General features: G+C 62.3%; 17 protein-coding genes. 8 read left to right on the top strand and 9 right to left on the bottom strand.

Annotated elements, in window-relative coordinates; translation table 11 throughout:
- Nucleotides 1–69 precede the first annotated feature (69 nt).
- Nucleotides 70–1,866: an acyl-CoA dehydrogenase C-terminal domain-containing protein gene (locus tag EV561_RS10475; protein ID WP_132521025.1), complete on the bottom strand. Its 1,797-nt coding sequence runs from the start codon at nt 1,864–1,866 to the stop codon at nt 70–72.
- 212 nt (nt 1,867–2,078) lie between these two features.
- Between EV561_RS10475 and EV561_RS10470 the strand changes: the two genes are divergently transcribed.
- From EV561_RS10470 to EV561_RS10460, 3 genes are all read left to right on the top strand, one after another.
- Nucleotides 2,079–2,924 carry a protein-L-isoaspartate O-methyltransferase gene (locus tag EV561_RS10470; RefSeq protein WP_132521023.1) on the top strand — a complete coding sequence of 282 codons (846 nt, stop codon included), beginning with the start codon at nt 2,079–2,081 and terminating at the stop codon, nt 2,922–2,924.
- Nucleotides 2,925–3,007: 83 nt separating this feature from the next.
- Entirely contained in the window at nt 3,008–3,745 is a 738-nt protein-coding gene (locus EV561_RS10465; RefSeq protein WP_132521021.1) for a glycerophosphodiester phosphodiesterase family protein, read from the top strand.
- Between the two features lie 349 nt (nt 3,746–4,094).
- A complete protein-coding gene (locus EV561_RS10460) occupies nt 4,095–8,045 on the top strand; it encodes a peptidoglycan-binding protein (RefSeq protein ID WP_132521019.1) in 3,951 nt (1,316 codons plus the stop codon).
- A 180-nt stretch (nt 8,046–8,225) separates the two neighbouring features.
- Here the strand turns inward: EV561_RS10460 and EV561_RS10455 are convergent, their stop codons facing one another.
- On the bottom strand, nt 8,226–9,254 hold the full coding sequence (locus tag EV561_RS10455) for a cell wall anchor protein (protein ID WP_132521017.1): 1,029 nt from the start codon (nt 9,252–9,254) through the stop codon (nt 8,226–8,228).
- 362 nt (nt 9,255–9,616) lie between these two features.
- Here EV561_RS10455 and EV561_RS10450 point away from each other — a divergent pair, with 362 nt between their 5' ends.
- On the top strand, nt 9,617–9,958 hold the full coding sequence (locus EV561_RS10450; protein WP_245512641.1) for a hypothetical protein: 342 nt from the start codon (nt 9,617–9,619) through the stop codon (nt 9,956–9,958).
- 45 nt (nt 9,959–10,003) lie between these two features.
- Here the strand turns inward: EV561_RS10450 and EV561_RS10445 are convergent, their stop codons facing one another.
- Nucleotides 10,004–11,632 (bottom strand): ABC-F family ATP-binding cassette domain-containing protein, encoded by a 1,629-nt coding sequence (locus tag EV561_RS10445; RefSeq protein ID WP_132521015.1) that lies wholly within the window; start codon nt 11,630–11,632, stop codon nt 10,004–10,006.
- A 291-nt stretch (nt 11,633–11,923) separates the two neighbouring features.
- Here EV561_RS10445 and EV561_RS10440 point away from each other — a divergent pair, with 291 nt between their 5' ends.
- Together EV561_RS10440 and EV561_RS10435 are read left to right on the top strand one after the other, a co-directional pair.
- Nucleotides 11,924–12,847, top strand: a complete 924-nt coding sequence (locus EV561_RS10440; RefSeq protein ID WP_132521013.1) for a sulfite exporter TauE/SafE family protein — start codon at nt 11,924–11,926, stop codon at nt 12,845–12,847.
- On the top strand, nt 12,847–13,653 hold the full coding sequence (locus tag EV561_RS10435; protein ID WP_132521011.1) for a TIGR02186 family protein: 807 nt from the start codon (nt 12,847–12,849) through the stop codon (nt 13,651–13,653). Before EV561_RS10440 ends, EV561_RS10435 begins: the two co-directional genes overlap by 1 nt.
- 93 nt (nt 13,654–13,746) lie before the next feature.
- Here the strand turns inward: EV561_RS10435 and EV561_RS10430 are convergent, their stop codons facing one another.
- Together EV561_RS10430 and EV561_RS10425 are read right to left on the bottom strand one after the other, a co-directional pair.
- Nucleotides 13,747–14,664, bottom strand: a complete 918-nt coding sequence (locus tag EV561_RS10430) for an MBL fold metallo-hydrolase (protein ID WP_132521009.1) — start codon at nt 14,662–14,664, stop codon at nt 13,747–13,749.
- A 189-nt stretch (nt 14,665–14,853) separates the two neighbouring features.
- Nucleotides 14,854–15,348, bottom strand: coding sequence for a helix-turn-helix domain-containing protein (locus tag EV561_RS10425; protein ID WP_132521007.1), 495 nt, complete (start codon nt 15,346–15,348; stop codon nt 14,854–14,856).
- Between the two features lie 115 nt (nt 15,349–15,463).
- On the opposite strand from EV561_RS10425, the gene EV561_RS10420 reads away from it, so the two are divergent.
- On the top strand, nt 15,464–16,027 hold the full coding sequence (locus EV561_RS10420) for a dihydrofolate reductase family protein (RefSeq protein WP_132521005.1): 564 nt from the start codon (nt 15,464–15,466) through the stop codon (nt 16,025–16,027).
- Between the two features lie 9 nt (nt 16,028–16,036).
- Here EV561_RS10420 and EV561_RS10415 read toward each other — a convergent pair whose 3' ends face one another.
- On the bottom strand, nt 16,037–16,615 hold the full coding sequence (locus EV561_RS10415) for a TetR/AcrR family transcriptional regulator (protein WP_132521003.1): 579 nt from the start codon (nt 16,613–16,615) through the stop codon (nt 16,037–16,039).
- Between the two features lie 91 nt (nt 16,616–16,706).
- Here EV561_RS10415 and EV561_RS10410 point away from each other — a divergent pair, with 91 nt between their 5' ends.
- On the top strand, nt 16,707–17,672 hold the full coding sequence (locus EV561_RS10410; protein ID WP_132521648.1) for an alpha/beta fold hydrolase: 966 nt from the start codon (nt 16,707–16,709) through the stop codon (nt 17,670–17,672).
- Between the two features lie 12 nt (nt 17,673–17,684).
- On the opposite strand, the gene EV561_RS10405 is transcribed toward EV561_RS10410, so the two are convergent.
- From EV561_RS10405 to EV561_RS10395, 3 genes are all read right to left on the bottom strand, one after another.
- Complete coding sequence (locus EV561_RS10405; protein WP_132521001.1) at nt 17,685–18,152, bottom strand: DUF3828 domain-containing protein; 468 nt, start codon at nt 18,150–18,152, stop codon at nt 17,685–17,687.
- A gap of 57 nt (nt 18,153–18,209) precedes the next feature.
- On the bottom strand, nt 18,210–18,938 hold the full coding sequence (pdeM, locus tag EV561_RS10400) for a ligase-associated DNA damage response endonuclease PdeM (protein WP_207910518.1): 729 nt from the start codon (nt 18,936–18,938) through the stop codon (nt 18,210–18,212).
- Nucleotides 18,939–19,312: 374 nt separating this feature from the next.
- Nucleotides 19,313–21,823: a ligase-associated DNA damage response DEXH box helicase gene (locus EV561_RS10395; protein WP_132520999.1), complete on the bottom strand. Its 2,511-nt coding sequence runs from the start codon at nt 21,821–21,823 to the stop codon at nt 19,313–19,315.
- Between the last annotated feature and the right edge of the window lie 2 nt (nt 21,824–21,825).

Genomic DNA, 21,825 nt, shown 5'->3' with positions numbered 1-21,825 from the left:
TCTCCCTGGCGGCCGTCGGGCCGTTGAATTCGTCTTCTCTTCTCCCCTCGGGGAGAAGGGGGGCCCCCGTCAAAACGCCTCGGCGCTCAGCGTCATCATCGTTTCCGCACCGGTTTCGATGCGGGCCTTGCGCAGCGCGGTCTCCGGCATGATGCGCTCCATGAAGAAGCGCGCGGTCACGAGCTTGTTGCGCAGGAACTCCTCGCGGGCGGTCTCGCCTGCGGCAAGCCCTTCCGTTGCCGCCTTTGCCATCTTTGCCCACATATAGCCGAGAACGACAAGGCCGAAGAGGTGCATATAATCGGTCGAGCCGGCGCCGGCATTGTCGGGCTTGGCCATGGCATGCTGCATGAACCACATGGTCGCGGCCTGCACGTCGTTCAAGCCCTTTTTCAACTGCTTGGTGAAGAAGGAGAGCTTTTCGTCATTGCGGTTTTCCTCGCAGAAATCGCCGATTTCCTTGAAGAGCGCCATGACGGCACGGCCGCCGTTGAGGCCGAGCTTGCGGCCGACAAGATCGAGCGCCTGGATGCCGTTGGCGCCCTCATAGATCATGGTGATGCGGGCATCGCGGACATACTGGCTCATGCCGTTTTCCTCGATATAGCCATGGCCGCCGAAGACCTGCTGCGCCATGACCGCATGCTCGAAGCCCTTGTCGGTCATCACACCCTTCAGGATCGGGGTGACAAGACTAAGGATATCGTCGGCGGTCTGGCGCTCCTTTTCGTCCGTCGCGCGGTGGGCAATATCAGACTTCAGAGCAGTCCAGAGCAGGAAGGCGCGGCCGGCCTCGTTGAAGGCGCGCATGGTCATCAGCGAGCGGCGGATATCCGGATGAACGATGATCGGGTCGGCCTTTTTGTCCGGCGCCTTGGGGCCGGAGAGCGAGCGGCCCTGGAGCCGGTCGCGGGCATAGGCGACGGCATTCTGATAAGCGATCTCGGCGACCGAGACACCCTGCAGGCCGACGCTGACGCGGGCTTCGTTCATCATCACGAACATGGCGTTGAGGCCGCGGTTTTCAGCGCCGATCAGATAGCCGGTCGCCTCGTCGTAATTCATGACACAGGTGGCGTTTGCATGGATGCCCATCTTATGCTCGATCGCACCGCAGGAAACGCCGTTGCGCGCGCCGAGCGAACCATCCTCGCCGACCATGAACTTCGGGACGATGAAGAGCGAGATACCCCTGGTACCCTCGGGCGCGCCTTCGATGCGGGCGAGCACCAGATGGACGATATTGTCCGTCATGTCGTGTTCGCCGGCAGAAATGAAGATCTTCTGGCCTGTGATCTTGTAGCTTCCATCGGCTTGCGGCACCGCCTTGGTGCGCAAAAGGCCGAGATCCGTGCCGCAATGCGGTTCGGTCAGGTTCATCGTGCCGGACCATGTGCCCTCGACCATCTTTTGCAAATAGGTCTTTTTCTGCTCGTCCGAGCCATGAGCGAGGATGGCGGCAATCGCGCCCTGCGTCAGACCAGGGTACATCATCAGCGACATGTTGGCAGCAGAGGTGTATTCGCAGACTGCAGCATGCAGCGTATAGGGCAGCCCCTGGCCACCGAACTCTTGCGGCACGGCAAGCCCGATCCAGCCGCCTTCGCGATAGGCGTCGTAAGCGTGCTTGAAGCCCTTCGGTGTCGAGACAGTGCCGTCAGCGTGGCGGGTGCAGCCTTCCTGATCGCCGGAATAGTTCAGCGGAAACAGAACCTCCTCCGCCATCTTCGCCGCCTCGCCGAGGATGGCCTCGATCATGTCAGGGGTAGCGTCGGCAAAACCGGGAAGATTGTTATAACGCTCCAGCCCGAGAACGTCGTTGAGAACGAAAAGCGTATCGTTCACAGGGGCCTTGTAGGTGGGCATTGTCTCAAATCCTCCAATTCGCAAGCCGGCGGCCATAATGCATATAAAATATTGACGTGCGCGTAAACGTCAAATTTATGCGATCAAACACTATCCTTGCCAATCGACGGCAGCATTACAACATCACAACAAGAAAATCGCTTGCGGCAAATACAACTCCGAATGATGGTATCCCGCGTCAAATTCCACCGACGGGCTTATGGAGGACGACCATGCCTGCGACAGGCAGAGCGACACTCGACGAGATCAGGCATTTCTATGCCAGGCTGATGGCGGCGGCGAGCAAGTCCGCCGATCCGCGTCTGGAGCGGATATTCGAGATCGTACCACGAGAGGCTTTCCTGCCGCCCGGTCCCTGGCACATCATGGTCGGGTCGCAATATTTTGAAACGCCGAGCGCCGACCCGATCTACCTTTACCAGAATGCGCTGGTTGCGCTCGACGTCGGCAAGGGCATCAACAATGGCGAGCCGTTTCTGCATGCAGCATGGATCGGCGCGGTCGCGCCCCAAAGCGGCGAGACCGTCACCCATATAGGCGCGGGCGCGGGATACTATACCGCGTTGCTGTCGATGCTGGTGCTGCCGAACGGGCATGTCTATGGCTTCGAGAGAGAGGATGGCCTGGCGAACCGGGCGCGGGACAATCTCGTCCCCTTCGAGGGCGTCGATATCATCCAGGCGGACGCGACTATACAGCCCCTTCCGCCCTCTGACGTCATCTATGTCAATGCCGGCGTCGCCCGTCCGCCGCTTTCCTGGCTGAAGGCGCTGCGCCCGGGCGGGCGGATGATCTTTCCCTGGCGCCCTGCCGACGACATCGGCCTTGCCATGCTCGTCACCCGGACTGACGCCGGATTTCGGGCAAAGCCGTTGATGCCATCCTGGTTCATTCCCTGCGTTGGCGCATCAAGCACCGACGAATGCGTTCGCACGCCAAACGGACGTGACGCACGGCGCGTACGCTCGCTATGGCCGACCGAAAGCCGCGCTCCCGACGATAGTGCCATGGCGGTCTATCGCGACGTCTGGTTTTCATCCGACGAGCTTGATTACTAGGCCCTGGTACTAGGCCCTGTCGCAAGGCCGACACTTGAATCGGACAAAAGCGGATCCTTCTTCATAGCCCAGGTGAAATACCGATGACTTTCGGATCATGGACGGATGCCTCGCACAAACCGCTCGTCATCGCCCATCGCGGCGGCGCGCTGCTGGCGGCGGAAAACAGTGCGGAGGCCTTTCGCGCGGCAGAGGCGGCCGGCGCCGATGCGGTCGAAACCGACGTGAGGGTGACGGCGGATGGTGTGCACGTCTGCGTCCATGACGCCGATCTGCAGCGGCTATGCGGCGATCCGCGTACCGTTGCCGAGCTTGACCTTGCGACTTTGCGGCAATTGCTGCCCTCCGTGATGACGCTGCCGGAGGCCATATCCGCATCGTATCCGCTCGGCCTGCTGCTGGATGTGAAGCTGATGGAGGAGACCCATCTTCCAGCCATTATCGCTTCCGTGGCCTCCGCCGGCGCGACCGCGCGCACCATCCTCGGCTTACGCGATGTCGCGCTGATCCGGGCGGCACGGGGAATGGCGGCCGACATGGCGATCCTCGCGCTTGTCAGTGATCCGGATTCGGCTGTCAACGCCCGGCTCGCAGGCGCGAACTGGTTCCGGCTCTGGCAGGGGGCGCTGACCGAAGAGAGAGCGAAATCGGTGCGCGAGAGCGGATTGCGGCTCGCAATCATGGTCGGCCAGCCCCGCAGCGTACCGCTGCCGGAATATCCGCCTTACCCCGTCGGCAAGGTGGATGGCGATGGGCTTGCAAGGATTGCCGAAAGTCTGCCCGATGCGATCATGCTCGATGATCCCAAGCTTCTGGCCTAGGGCAATTTATAGTTTTATTTGTGTCGATACTAATTTTAGAAATTGCAAATGCCGGCCTGGTTGCGGAGCGAATGGCCAACTCGCAACAAAAGGTTAAAAAAATCCGACGGAAATTAACCGCTTGTTTACCACGTCTAATGAATTGTGCGCGGTGAAAGTGGTGATCCGTGTTTCCCTTTATTGTCTCGCGTTTTCCAGGGAACGCCGCCCGGCCGTCAGCTTGAGGAAAGTCTAATAAGCTAATCCTTGCCAGACGGTTGCCGATAGCCTTTGCCTCGGATCAGGAGGACGGCAGTCGGATTGAACAGGAAGTGGCCCATTAAGGGCTCAACGTCGAAGCGAGCAAAAGATGAGCGGATCGCGATCAAATCCTCCCGGCATGAGCGACAGGACCTCTCTCGATGCGTTGAGCCGCACGATCGAGGGACTGGAAGCTCGTATCGAGGGACTGATGGGATCAGGTGGCGTGCACGACGCACGCCAGCGCACGGCGCCTGCCTATGCTGCCGCTACCGATCGCGTGGCCTATGCCGAAAGGGCGCCGATGGCAGCCCGCGGCGAACGCGACGCCTATGGCAGCCGCGGCCAGGAACGGCCGGCTCGCGCCGAGCAGCGCCCGGAGCCCATCAGCCGGCCCGACCCGCTCACGGAAATCCGCCAGCGCCAGCGCGCGCTTGAGGCGAGCCGCGAACGCAGCTATAGCCGCCACGACGAGCCTTCCCATCCCGAACCGCAGTCCTTTGCTTCGCGCTCCTTCGAGCGGCCGGCGCAGCGAACGGCCGCGCCTGCCCCGCAGCGCCCGGCAAGCCCGCTTGCAAACCCGGATGCGATGACAGAGATCGCGCAGGCTCTCGTCAGCCTCCGCAAGGACCTGAAGCAGGATATCGCCGACGGCGTCGGGCGCGAGATGAGCGCGCTCAGGGCAGAAATCCGCGCCATCAAGGCCAATGCCGAGGATCGCAACTTCGCCGGCGACGTGCGTGACGACCTGGCGCGGCTTGCCGAGAGCATCAACCAGCTCGGTCATACGGGCGGGGCGCCGGAAACGGCAGGGCTGAAAACGGAATTTGAAGAACTGCGCTCGCTGATGGACGGGCTTGCCCGCGAGGATTCCGTGCGCGGCATGGAAAACCGCTGGGACGGCATCGAAGACCGGCTGCAGGCGCTCGATACATCGGGCCTGCAGGAAGAGCTGGTTTCTCTTGCCTATCGTCTCGACGACATGAAGCGCCAGCTCGGCGGCATGAATGACAGCCCGGCCGTGCATGCGCTGGAACAGAAGCTGATCTCCATCGCCACGGCCATGGAGCAGCTTGGCAATATGATGCAGCCGCAGGGCGTCGCGCTCAGCGAACAATTCTCCGCAATCGACATGCGGCTGGACGAGATCAGCCGGGCCATTGCCGCCACCGGCCGGACAGCCGCGAATGCCGCCGATCCCATGCTGATCCAGCGTCTGGAAGGCCGCCTTGCCAATCTCGGCGACCAGATCGACCTCATGGGCCGCCAGACCGCGCAGCAGCAGCCGGTCGACGACCTCGCGCACCGGATCGAAGCGCTGACCATGCGCATCGAGGAACTCGGCAACGGGGAATCGGTCGCAAAGCTCGAAGAGCGCCTCGACCAGCTCTCCTACCTGATGGAGCGCTCGCAGAAAGCAGAACCGCAGCCGGACCTGACGCGTCATCTTGCCGATATCTCGCAGAAGATCGACGCGCTCGAGCATGGCTCGGTCAACGATGTGCTGGCGGAACGCCTCGACTACCTCGCCCGCCGTATCGAAGCGATCGATTTCCAGCCCGCACCTCCCGCCTCGGCCCTCGATGAGGATGTGGTCTACCGGCTGGAAAGCCGGCTCGCCGATATCGCCGACAGACTTGAGGCCAGCACGGCCGCAGCCCCGACGGATTCGCATGCGCTGCGCGGTCTGGAGGAGCAGATCGCCTATCTCTCCCGGATGATCAGCGAACCGCGCGGCGACGCCGGCGGCGAGTTCCCCGCCGAGTTCGACCGCCGCATGGGCGCGCTCGAAGACTATATGGCGACCAGCGACGAATATATTATCGAGGCGGCCCGGCAGGCGGCGGAAGCTGTCGTCGAGGCCTATTCCCGCAATGGAACGCTTGGCGGCAGTGCCGTCCCGGCCGCCGACATGTCGGCGATCGCGGCACTTGCCGAAGATCTGCGGCATCTCGAGGATATCAGCCGCAACAGCGACGAGCGGACGCATCGGACCTTCGAAGCGCTGCACGGCACGCTCGTACAGATCGCCGACCGGCTGGACCACATGGAAACAAGCCGGGAAAGCAGCCGGCCCGCGCCGCGCATGCCGGCAGCCGAATACAATGTCGATCCGTTTCATGTCGAGGAAGAGCAGAGCCATCAGGCCTATGCGAGCGCGGCAAACGCGCCGGTCATGACGGCTGCCCCGGTGCGCCCGGCCCCGATCATCCGCACCTCGACGGTCGCGGAACAGCCGGTTGCAGCGTCGATGGCAGCTGCCGCTGCGAGCACGGCGATGGACGCCGCAGCGATGGCGGAAATCAAGGCGGAAGCAAAGAAGGCCGGCATCAAGTCCAGCCTGTTCGCCAGCCTCGGAAAGCGGTTTCTCTCCGGCCGCAAGGCCGCGGAACCGGCTGCTGTAACCGGCGAGCGCCCTATGATCGATCCGGCCCCCTCGATCGATCCGGTCGATGTCATGCCGTCGGAGGAAGCCAACGAGTTGCTGGAGCCGGGCTCGGGCGCGCCTGATGTTCGCAAGATCCTCGAGCGCGTCCGCGCCAGCCAGACGGCGGCCCGTTCCGGCAATGCCAAGGCCCCGAGCGAAAGCGAACGTGCCGACTATATCGCCGCTGCCCGTCGCGCCGCACAGGCGGCTGCAATGGAAGTGGACCAGACGCAGCGCATCTCGCCCAACGCCAAGGACGGCGGCAACAAAGGCGGCAAGGCATTCTCGCGCTTCCGCCGGCCTATCCTGCTTGCCATCGGCGCAGCGCTTCTAGCGATCATGGCCTTCCCGCTCGTCAACACGCTGACGCATGGCAAGAAAGCGCCGCCGCCGGCTGAAATCTCCGCCCTGACCTCGGCCACCGAGAACCCGGCGAAGCCCGTCGCTACGCCAACGGCACCGGTAGCTCAGGCCAATCTCGGCAATGTAGCCGCAATGCCGCCCTCGATCGATGAGAACGTACAGCTGCCGGCTGCCCAGCCGCCCGTTGGCGTCCCTCCGGCTGGAACGGAAAATCACCTGACGTCGGCAAGCCCGCTCGATGCCGGGGGCGAGACGTTCACGCCGCCTAGCGCTGCGGCCCCTGCGCAGGGCGCATCCGGCTTTGTGCCCAGCACGCCGGCGCCGGCTGCCCCTGATGTCACGGCCGCCGCACCGCAGGCAGCCGCTCCGGCAGCAACGACGGCAACGGCACCCGGCGCTCCTGCCCAGCCGTCGATCATCGTTCCCAGCACCATCCAGCCGCCTGCGCTTGCCGATGCGGCAAAGAACGGCGATCCGCTGGCGCTCTTTGAAGTCGGCGCGCTCTTCACAGACGGCCGCGGCGTGCCGGCGGACATGAAGCAGGCAGCCAGCTGGTACCAGCTTTCGGCCGATCGCGGCTTTGCGCCGGCGCAATATCGCCTGGCCAGCCTTTATGAGAAGGGCAACGGCGTCGATCGCGACCTTGCCAAGGCCAAGGATTATTATGAGCGCGCCGCCAATGCCGGCAATGCCAGCGCGATGCACAACCTCGCAGTCCTGTATGCGTCAGGCGCTACCGGCCCGCAGGACTACAATACGGCGGCCGACTGGTTCACGAAGGCCGCCAATCTCGGCATATCGGACAGCCAGTTCAACCTTGCGATCCTTTATGCCCGCGGAAACGGCGTGAAGCAGGATCTCGGCCAATCCTACAAGTGGTTCGCCATTGCAGCCAAGGGCGGCGACAAGGATGCGGCGCAGAAGCGCGACGAAGTCGCCAACGCCATGAAACCGGACCAGCTGAACGCCGCCCGCACCGCGGTCGACACCTGGAAGCCGCAGCCGGTCGACAGCAAGGCCAACAGCGCCGACATTCCCGACGATTGGACCGGCAAGGGCGTCCACACCGCCTCGGTCGACATGAAGAAGGCGATCCGCAACATCCAGGCCATCCTCAACAATAACGGCTTCGACGCCGGCCCGCCGGATGGCTCGATGGGCGAAAAGACGGTCGCCGCGCTGAAGAGCTTCCAGAAGTCGATCGGCATGGAGCCTGACGGCAAGGTGACGGACAAGGTCGTCAAGGCATTGCTGGCCAAGAACAAGTAAGCGCTATTGCGCTCTACCCAAAAAGGCCCGGTCGGAATCCTCCGCCGGGCCTTTGTGCATGTCAAGCGGCCCTGCTCGCGACGGTCTCCCTTCGCGCGCATCATGATTTCCGGTCGGTGTCGGCTCGCAACTCAAGCCGGCCGATAAGCGCTCTTCACTTCCGGCGGTGCGGTGCGGCAATCAGAGCGGGGTGTGACCGCTACCGCTGTTCTGGCCGTGGTCACCCTTGCCATGGTCGCCCTTGCCATGGTCGCCCTTGCCATGGTCGCCCTTGCCATGGTCGCCCTTGCCATGGTCGCCCTTGCCGTGGTCGCCCTTGCCGTGGTCACCCTTGCCGTGGTCGCCCTTGCCGTGGTCGCCGTGGCCGTGGTCGCCCTTGCCGTGATCACCCTTGCCGTGGTCGCCCTTGCCGTGGTCGCCGTGGCCGTGGTCGCCCTTGCCATGGTCGCCCTTGCCGTGGTCGCCCTTGCCGTGGTCGCCCTTGCCGTGATCACCCTTGCCGTGGTCACCCTTGCCGTGGTCGCCCTTGCCGTGATCACCCTTGCCGTGGTCGCCCTTGCCGTGATCACCCTTGCCGTGATCGCCCTTGCCGTGGTCACCCTTGCCGTGGTCGCCCTTGCCGTGGTCACCCTTGCCGTGGTCGCCCTTGCCGTGGTCGCCGTGGCCATGGTCGCCGTGGCCATGGTCGCCCTTGCCGTGGTCACCCTTGCCGTGATCACCCTTGCCGTGGTCGCCGTGGCCGTGGTCGCCCTTGCCATGGTCGCCCTTGCCGTGGTCGCCCTTGCCGTGGTCGCCCTTGCCGTGGTCGCCGTGGCCATGGTCGCCCTTGCCGTGGTCACCATCGCCTTGATCACCCTTGCCCTGGTCGCCACCACTTTGGTTGCCGTTGCCCTGGTCGCCATTGCCCTGGCTGTTGCCGCCGCCCTTGTCGTCGTTCGAGGATCCCTTGTCGCCGGCTGAATTGGATGCGCTGTCATTGCCGGAGGTCTTGCCGCCGGTCGAGCTGCCGGAATTGGGACCGCGCCCATTCCGGCTACCGAAGTCTTCAAATCCCTTGGCCGCCGGAATTGTGTTCACCGGCCGATTGACCACGCATTCTACGGATCCCGCTCCGGCATCCGAGCAATTGGCCGTCCGCGCCTGTGCCAGGCTGCTGCCGCCCATCAAAAGTGCAATGCTTGCTGCAATCAAAATACCATGACGTTTCATTTTGGGGCCTCTCCGGTAACGCTTAACAAACCGTTAATGGGCGAACGATTATGTAAACGATCGGTTAAAGGCAATAGTATTGTACGGAGCAATACTTCAGTATTAATAGTAACGTTAATTTTTAATTGGTAAAATTTTAATCAATTTCAATTTAATTCAAGATATACTGCGCCACTCTGATGCTTTTTCTGGAATACATATGCGTCGTGGACCTCCCTGCGCGCACGAAAACGTGTTCAGCTAGTCCGTTTGCTGCGATTCCTGCGATCTGGATTTCTGGAGCGGTTTTCTATTTGTCATTGAAGATCGCAGCGCCGCCCCAGCTGCGCTCGACCACGATCATTGCGCGGAAGGAAAGCCTTATGTCTGCAATATCAAAGCGTCTTCGACTGCAGCGTCTGCTCTGCAGTCGCGCGGGCTATCTGGCGGCGGTACTCGCGTTTCCGGCTGGCGATGCGCTTGCCATCAGCCGATACAACTCCGGGTCCATGACATGTTCGGCCATCCAGGACACTCTCGACAAGGAGCGGGCAGTCATCTTCCGCTATCCATCGAGGAGCGGAGCGCAGCTTTACGATCGCTATGTGAGCAATGGCTCCCTCTGCGGCACCGGGACGGAAGCAAGGCAATCTGTTATCCCGAGCCGCGACGGCGGATGCGCAGTCATTTCCTGCCTGCAATCCTGGGGCGGCAACAATCGCTGAGACGGGGAAGCGAAGCCGGCTGATCGCGCCGGCCTCTCGATCTTATTAGCGGGCTAACGGCAGGCCGGGAGCCTCGTAGCCGGTGCGCTCGACATATTCCGTGTAGCCGCCGCCATATTGGTGGATGCCCTCTGGCGTCAGTTCGAGCACGCGGTTGGAGAGTGCAGCCAGGAAATGGCGATCGTGCGAGACGAAGAGCATCGTGCCCTCATACTCGGACAGCGCCTTGATGAGCATTTCCTTGGTGTCGAGGTCGAGGTGGTTGGTGGGCTCGTCGAGAACGAGCAGGTTCGGCGGGTCGAAGAGCATGATCGCCATGACGAGGCGCGCCTTCTCGCCGCCCGACAGGACCCGGCATCTCTTTTCGACATCGTCGCCGGAAAAGCCGAAGCAGCCGGCCAGCGCGCGCAGCGGCCCCTGTCCTGCCTGCGGAAACGCGTCCTCCAGCGACTGGAACACGGTGCGCTCGCCATCCAGCAGGTCCATAGCGTGCTGGGCGAAATAGCCCATCTTGACGCTGGCGCCGAGGGCGACGCTGCCCTGGTCCGGCTCGGTCGACCCCGTCACCAGCTTCAGAAGCGTCGACTTGCCGGCGCCGTTGATGCCCATGATGCACCAGCGCTCGCGACGGCGCACGACGAAATCGAGGCCCTCGTAGATGCTGCGGCTGCCATATTTCTTGTGCACGTTCTTCAGGCTGACCACGTCTTCGCCTGAGCGCGGCGCGGGCTGGAATTCGAAGGCGACCGTCTGGCGGCGCTTCGGCGGCTCGACGCGGTCGATCTTCTCCAGTTTCTTAACGCGGCTCTGCACCTGCGAGGCATGCGAGGCGCGCGCCTTGAAGCGCTCGATAAACTTGATTTCCTTGGCAAGCATCGCCTGCTGGCGCTCGAACTGCGCCTGCTGCTGCCTTTCGTTCTGCGCCCGCTGCTGCTCGTAGAATTCATAGTCGCCGGAAAAGCTGGTGAGCGTGCCGCCGTCGATTTCGATGACCTTGGTGACGATGCGGTTCATGAACTCGCGGTCGTGCGAGGTCATCAGCAATGCGCCGTCATAATCCTTCAGGAACTGCTCCAGCCAGATCAGGCTTTCGAGATCCAGATGGTTGCTCGGTTCGTCGAGAAGCATGACGTCGGGGCGCATGAGGAGGATGCGGCCGAGCGCCACGCGCATCTTCCAGCCGCCCGACAGCTTGCCGACATCGCCGTCCATCATTTCCTGGCTGAAGCTCAGGCCCGCCAGAACCTCGCGGGCGCGGCCCTCCAGGGCGTAGCCGTCGAGCTCTTCATAGCGCGCCTGCACCTCGCCGTAACGCTCTATGATCCGGTCCATCTCGTCGAGCTTATCCGGATCGACCATCTCGGCTTCCAGCTCGCGCAATTCGGCAGCAACGACGCTGACGGGGCCTGCGCCATCCATGACGGCCGAAACCGCGCTCTGCCCGGACATCTCGCCGACATCCTGGTTGAAATAGCCGATGGTGACGCCGCGCTCGACCGCCACCTGCCCCTCGTCGGGAAGCTCTTCGCCGTTGATCATCCGAAAAACCGTGGTCTTGCCGGCGCCGTTCGGGCCGACGAGACCGATCTTCTCGCCCTTGTTGAGGGCTGCTGACGCTTCGATGAAGAGAATGCGGTGGCTGAGCTGCTTGCTGATATTTTCGATACGGATCATAGTCTGGATAGGTCGCCTTGGGAGTTTCGGGCGCCCTTATGCCACGGGTTGTGCGGCTTGTCGCAAATTTTCAATGTCATATTCCGTCATGCAGTCATTTTGCCCGCGGGTGGCAATCACTTGCCCCCTGGGGGAGCGCTGCAGCCGCTTGACAGGCGCTTGCCTGATCGCGCCGCGGCATAACGCATTTTACTAAACCTCTGGCAATGATTTCACGATAGGATCGGTCATTCAAACGGGGAAAATTCAAAAGGCGCCTGGTCTCACTGGCGCCGATAACGGGGACAGGCCGTGACAATCTACCTGCCGATCGCCGAACTCTCGGTGAATATCTTCATCATCCTCGGCATGGGTGCGGCCGTCGGATTCCTGTCCGGCATGTTCGGCGTCGGTGGCGGCTTTCTCATCACGCCGCTTCTGATCTTCTACAACATCCCGCCCGTCGTTGCGGTCGCCACGGGAGCCAACCAGGTGGTTGCCTCCTCGATCTCGGGCGCGCTCACGCATTTCCGGCGCGGCACGCTGGACATGAAGCTCGGCACGGTGCTGCTCATCGGCGGTCTGGTCGGCGCGACCGTCGGCATCTGGATATTCTCGCTGCTCAGACGCATCGGCCAGCTCGATCTCATCATCTCGCTGCTCTATGTCGTCTTTCTCGGCACGATCGGCGGGCTGATGCTCTGGGAGAGCCTGAACGCCATGCGCCGCGCCGCGCGCAACGAACCGTCCGCGGCGAGAAGGCCAGGCCACAACTGGGTGCACCGGCTGCCGCTGAAGATGCGCTTCAAGAAATCCAAGATCTATCTCAGCGTCATTCCTGTCATCGCGCTCGGCTTCGGGATCGGCATCCTCACCTCGGTCATGGGCGTCGGCGGCGGCTTCATCATGGTGCCTGCCATGATCTACCTGCTGCGCATCCCGACCAATGTCGTGGTCGGCACCTCGCTGTTCCAGATCATCTTCGTGACCGCCTATACGACCGTCGTGCAGGCCGCGACGAACTATTCGGTCGATATCGTGCTTGCCTTCGTGCTAATGGTCGCCGGCGTGATCGGCGCGCAATATGGCGTGCGCGTCGGCCAGAGGCTGCGCGGCGAACAGCTGCGCGCGCTTCTCGGCCTGCTGGTGCTTGCCGTCGGCCTTCGCCTTGCGGTGGGGCTGGTCGTCACACCTGCCGATATCTATTCCGTCGTCATCGAGGGGGCGGGCCGTTGATGCGTCCTGTCCTGGTTGCCCTTGCGCTGCTCATTGCGCCTATTGCTGTGCAAGCCCAGGTGCTGCTCGACCAGCCGTCAACGTCGACCTCGTCGCGCGAGGACATGGAGATCGGCACCTCCACCAGCGAGATCGCCATCACTTCCGATTTTACCGGCGCGGACCTGACGATTTTTGGCGCGCTGTCGAACACCGATCAGTTGCTGCTGGCGATCGGGCAATATGACATCGTCGTCGTCCTGGAAGGGCCGCGGGAGAACGCCACTGTTCGCAGAAAGGAGCGGGTCTTCGGCATCTGGGTCAACACCCGGTCCATGACTTTCGAGCGCGTGCCCGAGGCCTATTCGCTTTCCAGCACCCGCGCCATCGACAGCATCACCACGCCGCTTTCGCTCAACGACCACGGCATCGGCATGGATCATATTCCGCTGACGCCGATCGGCTTCGTCAGCAACAATGCCAGCGACCTGACGGAATTCCGCGATGCCTTCCGGCGACTGCAGGAGGCCGGAGGCCTCTATGTCCGCGATCCCGCCGGCGTCCGCTTCGTCAGCTCCAGCCTGTTCAGGGCAACCTTGCGCCTGCCGGCCGACGTGCCGAACGGCGTGCACACGGTCCATGCCTATCTCTTCAAGAGCGGCAAGTTCGTCGTGGAAAGAACCCTGCCGCTGCGCGTCATCAAGACAGGCATCGAGCAGACCATCACCGACGCCGCGCATGAGCGGCCGATCACCTACGGCTGCTTTGCCGTATTGCTCGCCGTCATCACGGGATGGACGGCAAGCTTCGTCTTCCGGAAAAACTAGAGCGCGTAATCGCAAACTCGGCAGTGACGCACGAGGCAGCGATCGACTAGTGGTGCGCTGCCTCGTTTCGTTTCGCTGTAACGCAATAAGCGCTCAGTAGTCCCAGAAGACCGGTACCCAACGGAAGGCGTCGCCATCGACGGCAACATGGCCGACGGAGGGGAACGGCATATGCGTGGCGACAAGCAGCTCGCCGGTCTCTGCCAGTTCCCGCAGAAGCCGGACGCGAACGCGGGCCGCCTCTTCAGGATCATGTTCGAAACCATTGAACCAATCGGGGTGTTCGAAGCCAACAGCGAACACGGCGTCGCCGGCAAACATCAGGCGGTCTTTGCCCGAGGCCACGCGGACCACGCTGTGCCCGGGAGTGTGGCCGCCGGTGCGGGAGACGACCACGCCCGGCGCAACCTTGTACTCGTCATCGAACAGCCGCAGGTGGCTCTCATACTCTTTCCGGAACTTCTTGGCGGCCGCCCGAAGCGCGTCCGGAAAACCCGGCGGCATCGAGACGTGGGAGAAATCGGGCTCTTCCCAGAATTTGACCTCGGCTGCTGCCACGTGGATCCTGAGGTCCGGACGCAGCCGTTCCTTCACGCCGTCGACGAGAAGCCCGCCAACATGGTCCATGTGCATGTGGGTCAGCACCACGTCGGTGACGGATCCAAGATCGATGCCGACCGCCTCCAGTCGCCTGATCAACTGCCCTGCCCGCGGCAAGTTCAGGTCCGGGTCCAATCCCAGCCCGGCGTCGATGAGGATGGTCTGGTCGCCGCTGCGCACCACGACCACATTCAGTGCCCAATCGAAGGCGTCCTGCGGCAGGAACATATCGCCGAGCCAGGCCGCACGATCGGCCGGCTTGGCATTGTGTCCCAACATTGCGGTTGGCAGCGGCAGCACGCCATCGCTGATGACAAGTACGTCAATCTCGCCGATCCGCACCGCGTAGCGCGACGGAACCAGTTCTTCGCGTCCCGATTTGGCGGGATGTAAGGTATTGTCCAAGCTCATCTTTGCCTCCTGAAGACCATACGTTTTCGGATGTGCTTGAGTACCACCGCTGGCAGAGCGGATGTAATCATCCGGTGGTCTAGGCTGCGTACACCCGATGTATATCGGGAGCCGGTGTCCACGCCGCACTCGAAATCGGGGCAGACGGTTCTTCAGCAGGGTCAGGCAGTGTCGGCGAATGACGACGCGCTACTTGCGCGCCATCACTTCCAGGTAGGCGGCCGTCAGCCGTTCCAGCACGGAAGGCTTTCCAGGCGGCAATGGTATGCCGAGGTGGGTCTCCCTGAGCTCGTCCATGAAATCGTCCCATAGGGGCTGGCCGCCCTTTTCCAGCAGTTCCGCACGGATCGAGAGTTCTTCCGACACGGGCAGGTGCTTGCGGCCCCAGGCGCCCATATGGGCAAAGAGCGGCACGAGTTCGATTGCCATTTCGGTCAGGCTGTAGATGGCCTTTTGCTTGTGCGTCGGATCATCGCTGCGCGTCAGCAGGCCACGCTCTACCAGCCGCTTCAGCCGGTCGGCGAGGATGTTGGAGGCGATCCCCTCCTCCGAATTCTGCAGCAGCTCGCGAAAATGCCGGCGATTGCCGAACATGATATCGCGGATGATGATCAAGCTCCAGCGGTCGCCAAGGACCTCGAGCGTCAGGTTGATCGGGCAGCCGGAGCGGTGAATCGCGTCCATTCGAATCTCCAAAGAAACTGCTTGCATTTTGCCATCGGTTTACTTAGCCTGCAAGTGCTTGCTTTTTGCAACCAGTTTTAATCTTGGTGCAGTATCTCGAAGCGGAGGAAGAGAGATGAGAAAGCTTGTTGTCTGGAACCTGATGACGCTTGACGGCTATTTCGAGGGAACGGCGCCGTGGGCGATCGATTTCCATATGCTGGCCTGGGGCGATGAACTCGAACACTACGCACGGGGCCTGGGAAACGAGGGCGACATGCTGGTCTTCGGCCGCAAGACCTACGAGGGCATGGCCGCCTACTGGCCGACGGCGACGGAAACGCCGGAGATCAAGGAATATATGAACGGAATTTCGAAGATCGTCGCATCCCGCACAATGGATAGGGCCGAATGGAACAACAGCCGCGTGGTCCGCGACCCCGTTGAAGAGTTGAAGGCGCTCAAGCAGCGGCCGGGCAAGACGATCTTCGTCTTCGGCAGCGCTGAACTCGCGGACTCGCTCGCCAGGGCCGGGCTGGTCGATGAATACCGCATCTGTCTCGTGCCCCTCATCCTCGGCAGCGGCAATCCGCATTTCAAGCCGGCGAGCGAGCAGGTGCCGCTGAAGCTGCTGGAGGCAAAGCCGCTGAAGACCGGCGGTGTGATCCTGCGCTACGAACCGGTGAAGAACGCGGCCTGATCGGACCGCTCAACCCCGCAGAGCTGCGGCAACCAGCGCCGCAGCCGCCTCGCCGGCCGTCTCCATGTAAGACGGGTCCCTGTGCATGAGCACCACGGCAAAGCTGCCGTCGAGCAACAGCACGACCTGGCGGCCAAGCTTGCGGGCATCAAGGATGGATTCGGCCTCGAAAATCTCCGTCAGCCAATTCTCTACCCGCTTCTTGTGTTGAGCGCCGATCTTCATGGCCGGGTGACCGGGCATATTGGCCAGTTCCGCCGAGGTGCGCAGGAAGCCGCAGCCTTTCCATTTCGGGTGGCGCGCCGACTTCGCCAGCTGCTGGAAGATCGCCCTGACCTTCACGTCCACCCCGCCTTCGGCTTCGGCAAACCATTTCTGGAACAAAGCCAGGTTTGGCTGATCGCGGCCTTCGAGATAGGCGGCGATCAGTTCGTCCTTGCTATCGAAATGGTAATAGAGCGTGCGCTTGGTGACACCAGCCTTTTCCGCAACGGCATCGACGCTGACGGCGCGAATGCCCTCTCCATAGAAGAGCTTTGCAGCGGCGGTCACGATGCGGTCGCGGGTGGTTTCGGGTGCGGTCTTCATGTCCCCAAGTATACCGACTAGTGAGTATCAACGGCAATATCGGATCGCTAGAGTGTTTCCCTATCTGAAGTGGATCGACGGGACCGACGGTATGGAACAGGTGGCTGAGCGCGGGCCGAGCACGACGAAGCATGCGTTGGCATCCGATGCTGAACCGATCGATATCCGGTGCCGCGACGGTGTGGTTCTTCGGGGCCATATCTGGCGCGCGGCGGGCGGAAGTAGCTGCGGCAACGTCATCATCAACCCGGCGACCGGCGTGCTTGCTCGCTATTATCACTACTATGCGCGGTTCCTCGCCGAACATGGATTCGACGTCCTGACCTACGATTATCGCGGCATCGGGCTATCGAGACCGCCGCGATTGCGCGGCTGCAGCTATCGATGGCGGGACTGGGGCGAACTCGATTTCGATGCAGCGTTGATTGCCATGCATGAGCGAAATTGCGAGCTGCCGCTCCTGGTGGTCGGTCACAGCATCGGCGGCTTTTTGCCGGGCCTTTCTGATCATGCCGGTCTCATCGACCGGATGCTGACGGTCGGCGCGCAATATGCCTATTGGCGCGACTACGCGCCGGCGCATCGCATGCGCCTCGTCTGGAAGTGGCATATCGTGATGCCTGTTCTAACCGCCGTTTTCGGCTATTTTCCCGGAAAGCGGCTCGGCTGGCTCGAAGACCTGCCGGCCGGCGTCGCCAATGAATGGAGTTTTCGCGGCGCGCGGATGGAACGCAGCCACCCTGTCCCGGAAAGAGGCGATGTCATCGCCCGCTTCGATGCGGTCGAGGCATCGATCCTCGCTGTGACAGTCTCGGACGACGATATCGGAACCGCAGCGGCCGTCCGCCGCGGGCTGAGCTACTATCGGCATGCGGAGGTGGCACAGGCTGCCCTCGAGCCATCGGATTTCGGCCTGGATGCGATCGGCCATTTCAGCCTTTTCCATGCCCGTCATGCGGCAGGGTTCTGGCTGGACACGGTTCTCTGGCTGCGCGACGCCGTCAATCCCTGGCCGCAGCGGCGCGATGCGGAGGCCTTGGCGACGCTTCCGGGATAAGCCGGATGCCCGTCAGTATTGGGCGTTTGCGAAGATGTCGCCGAGCGACCAGGAATTGTCCCCCGCCTTGTCGGCGATGTCGTCGACCTTCCAGCCGCCATGTTCGCGCACCAGCGTGTAGTAGAGCGTCACCGGCCCTCCATTCTCGAAATTGACGACCACCTTGGCGTTATCGCCATCGACGTCAGGCTTGCCGATCTTCACATGCGTGGCTTTTCCATCCTGGCCTGCGATGACGGGATCGAAATCGATGGCGCCGACATCGCCGGGCTGGGTCTTCTTGAGGTCGTCCTGAAAGAGACCGTTCAGGTGATCGGAGAAATAAGGCGCATAGGGCGTGGGGCCGTCCGTCGATTTGCCCTGATTGCTGTAGAGCGCCTTCAGCAGCGCTTCGGGCGTCTCGAAGCCGGCTGCAAGGGCCTGGGTGGTGATGGCGGATAGGCCGAAGAACAATGCAAGGGCAAAGGACGGAAGTCGCATGCTGGCTCCTGTGATCGCGTTGGATAGTGGCATGCTACTGAAACAAATTTGGATGCGTCAGGCCGAAAGCCGCCCGAACCTGACCGAATAGATGCGGTCGCGGCCGAGCAGATGGGCGATCAGCGCGGCATGATCGAAGAGGCCGTGCATCGCCTTGTGGCGCAGATCCAGGCCGCCGCTCATGACACCGAAGGCCGGCATCAGCAGGCGGGCGCCGTCGGTCGCGAAACAGGGACGGCGGATTGCCCTGTCGCGGCGGCGAACCGTCGCCGACGGGTGCAGGTGGCCCGATATCTCGCCCTTCTGCAGGCCGCCCCTGGGCTCGTGGCGGAAGGTCAGGCCGTTATACTGCATCTCGTCGACGGAATTGCCCGGCAGGTCCACGGTTCCATCGGGATCGTGGTTGCCATTGATCCAGACCCATTCACGGCCACGCGCCATCTCGACGATACGCCCGCGGAAGGCATCGGGCAGATGCGCGGAGCCGACGCGATCATGGAAATTGTCGCCGAGCGAGATAACGAGCTTCGGATCGTAGCGGGAAATGACGGCTGAAAGCACGGTCAGCGTCGCCAACGTGTCATAGGGCGGCAGCATTATGCCACGGCGGGCAAAGGCTGCGCCCTTTTCCAGATGCAGGTCGGACACGACAAGGATGCCGTCATCGGGCAGATAGAGAGCGCCGCGCGGATCGCAGACGGCAGCGACGCCGTGGACCGATGTGTCCACGCCGGGGGCAATGTCGGTCGTCATTGTCGTGCGGGCCGCAAGGGCTAGGCGATGCATCACGTCTGTTTCTTTCCAGTGTCGAGACCGAGGGGCCGACCTCTGTCACGAGTGGGAGTATCAATGGGCTGTTGCCGAGTAGCCGGCTTGGCCTTGTTTAGCAGGTTCCTGAACTGGCTTTTTTTCGTCTTCTCCCCTGGTTAGCCAGAGGAGGGGGCTGAGTATCAAAACAAAAAGAAAAAATCGCAGCATTCGCCACTTAATAATCTCACGGGGGTCGCCGTAAGGGTTTTCTTGTTTCCCCTTATTTTTCGTCTCCATGCCCAAAGGCCTCTTCAAGCTTAAGTCAGCAATCAACTGTTATTTTGACTATTCGAGCATTTTATTGGGTTCATCCTTGTGGGCTCCTTTTACGATCTCCCTTTCAGGGGAGATCACGCCATCGCCTCGGCAATCAGATCGTCCGCAGCTTCCGCCAGCAGATGGTCATGCGCCTCGCCCGGCACCGCTTCCTTGCCGATCTCCAGCATAACAGGCACGGCAAGAGGCGAAATATGGTCCAGCGCCCGGTGGGTGATGTGGCCCTTGATTCGCCTCAGCATATCGCCGATCCGTGAAATATCCAAAAGCCCGGTCGCCGCATCCTGTCTCGTCGCCTGCAGCAGGATATGGTCGGGCTCGTGGCTGCGCAGCACGTCGTAGATGAGGTCGGCGGAGACAGTCACCTGCCGCCCGGTCTTTTCCTTGCCGGGATGACGGCGCTCGATCAAGCCCGCAATCACGGCGCAATTGCGGAAGGTGCGCTTCAGGAGGAATGATTCGTCGAGCCAGGCCTCAAGATCGTCGCCCAGCATGTCCTCGTCGAAGAGTTCCGACAGGTCGAGCTTGCCGTTCGCGATCATCTCCCCCATGTCCTCGAGGCCCCAGATGCCGAGCGAATAGTCCGTCGCCACGAAGCCGAGCGGCTTGGCGCCGGCGCGTTCCAGCCGGCGGGTCAGCAGCATGCCGAGCGTCTGGTGCGCCAGCCTCCCCTCGAAGGGATAGGCGACCATGTAGGCGCGGCTTCCCCTCGGAAACGTCTCGATCAACAACTCGTCGCGCTTCGGCAGTATCGATTTTTCCTGCTGGATCGCCAGCCAGTCGCGCACCTGATCCGGCAGATGGCTCCAGCGATCCGGATCGGAGAGCATGGTACGGACCTGATCGGCGAGATAGGTGGAAAGCGGGAATTTGCCGCCGGCATAGGAGGGAATCTTCGGGTCGTTCGAGAAGGCCTGGCTCGCCAAGGCCTCGTTCTCGCGGATACCTTCGAAGCGCAGCACTTTGCCAGAGAAGATGAAGGTGTCGCCTGATGACAGCTGCTCGAAGAAGTATTCCTCCATCTTGCCGAGCGTGGCGCCGCCGCGGCCGATGCGCCCGCCCTCCCCGCGCTTGACCATTCTGAGATTCAGCATCGGGCTTTCAACGATGGTGCCAAGATTGAGGCGATATTGCTGGGCGACCTGCGGGTTGGAAACGCGCCAGAGCCCTTCAGGCGTCTTGCGGATACGGGCATAGCGCTCGTAGGTGCGCAGCGCATAGCCGCCGGTCGCGACGAAATCGACGATGCGCTCGAAGGTTTCCCAGGAGAGATCGGCATAGGGCGAGGCACTCACGATCTCGTCGTAGAGCTGCAGCATGTCGAAGGGTTCGGCGCAGGCCATGCCTAGCACATGCTGGGCGAGTGCATCGAGCGCACCGCGGCCGACGGGCGGCGTGTCCTGCGCGCCGATATAGTTCGCGTCGAGGGCTGCCTGGCACTCCATCACCTCGAAGCGGTTGGCGGGAACGAGGATTGCCTTGGAAGGTTCGTCCATGCGGTGATTGGCACGGCCGATGCGCTGGGCAAGGCGCGACGCACCCTTGGGTGCACCGACATGGATGACGAGATCGACGTCGCCCCAGTCGATGCCGAGATCGAGCGTCGAGGTGGCGACGACGGCCCGGAGCTTGTTCGCAGCCATAGCGGCCTCGACCTTGCGGCGCTGGGCGACATCGAGCGAGCCGTGATGCAGCGCGATCGGCAGGTTGTCGTCATTGACGGTCCAGAGCGCCTGGAACAGCATTTCGGCCTGGGAGCGGGTGTTGACGAAGAGCAGCGTCGTCTTGTGATCGAGCAGCTGCCTGTAGACGTCAGGAATGGCGTATTTGGCCGAATGGCCGGACCAGGGGATACGCTCCTCGGTGTGCAGGATGGAAATATCCGGCTTGGCGCCGCCTTCGACCATGACGAGGCCCGCGTGATGCTCGCAACCTTCCTGTTGCGCCACCAGCCATTTCTGCAGGTCCATCGGTTCGGCTACCGTTGCGGACAGGCCGATCGTCTGCAGCCCGGGCGCCAGCTTGCGAAGCCGGGCAAGACCAAGGGAAAGCATATGGCCACGTTTTGACGTGACCAGCGAATGCAATTCGTCGAAGATGACGTATTTCAAATCCTTGAAGAAGCGTTCCGCTTCGCCATTCGCCAAGAGCAGGGCCACCTGCTCCGGCGTCGTCAAAAGGATATCGGGCGGTGACAGTTTCTGGCGCTGGCGCTTGGCATTTGGCGTGTCGCCGGTGCGGTTTTCGATGGTGGCGGACAGACCCATCTCGGTCACGGGCTTTGTCAGATTGCGCTCGATGTCGACGGCGAGCGCCTTCAGCGGCGAGATGTAGAGCGTGTGGATGCCAGTGAAGGCCGAGCCGGGCGGAATCTTGCCGCGGCGGGTCAGATCGGTGAGCGAGGGGAGAAAGCCGGCCAGCGTCTTGCCGGCACCGGTCGGCGCGATCAGAAGCGTGCTTTCGCCGGCTTCGGTGCGGGCGAGCAGCTCCAGCTGATGGGCGCGCGGCTGCCAGCCCTTTTCCGCAAACCAGCGGGTGAAAGGGACGGGCAGGCTGACGCTGGTTTCGACATCGATCTGATCCACGG

It is taken from the genome of Rhizobium sp. BK376, from assembly GCF_004341625.1.
In the GTDB taxonomy this organism is placed as follows: Bacteria; Pseudomonadota; Alphaproteobacteria; order Rhizobiales; family Rhizobiaceae; genus Rhizobium.
Note: the sequence above shows the minus strand (reverse complement) of the source record. Positions and strands in the feature narration are given on the sequence as shown.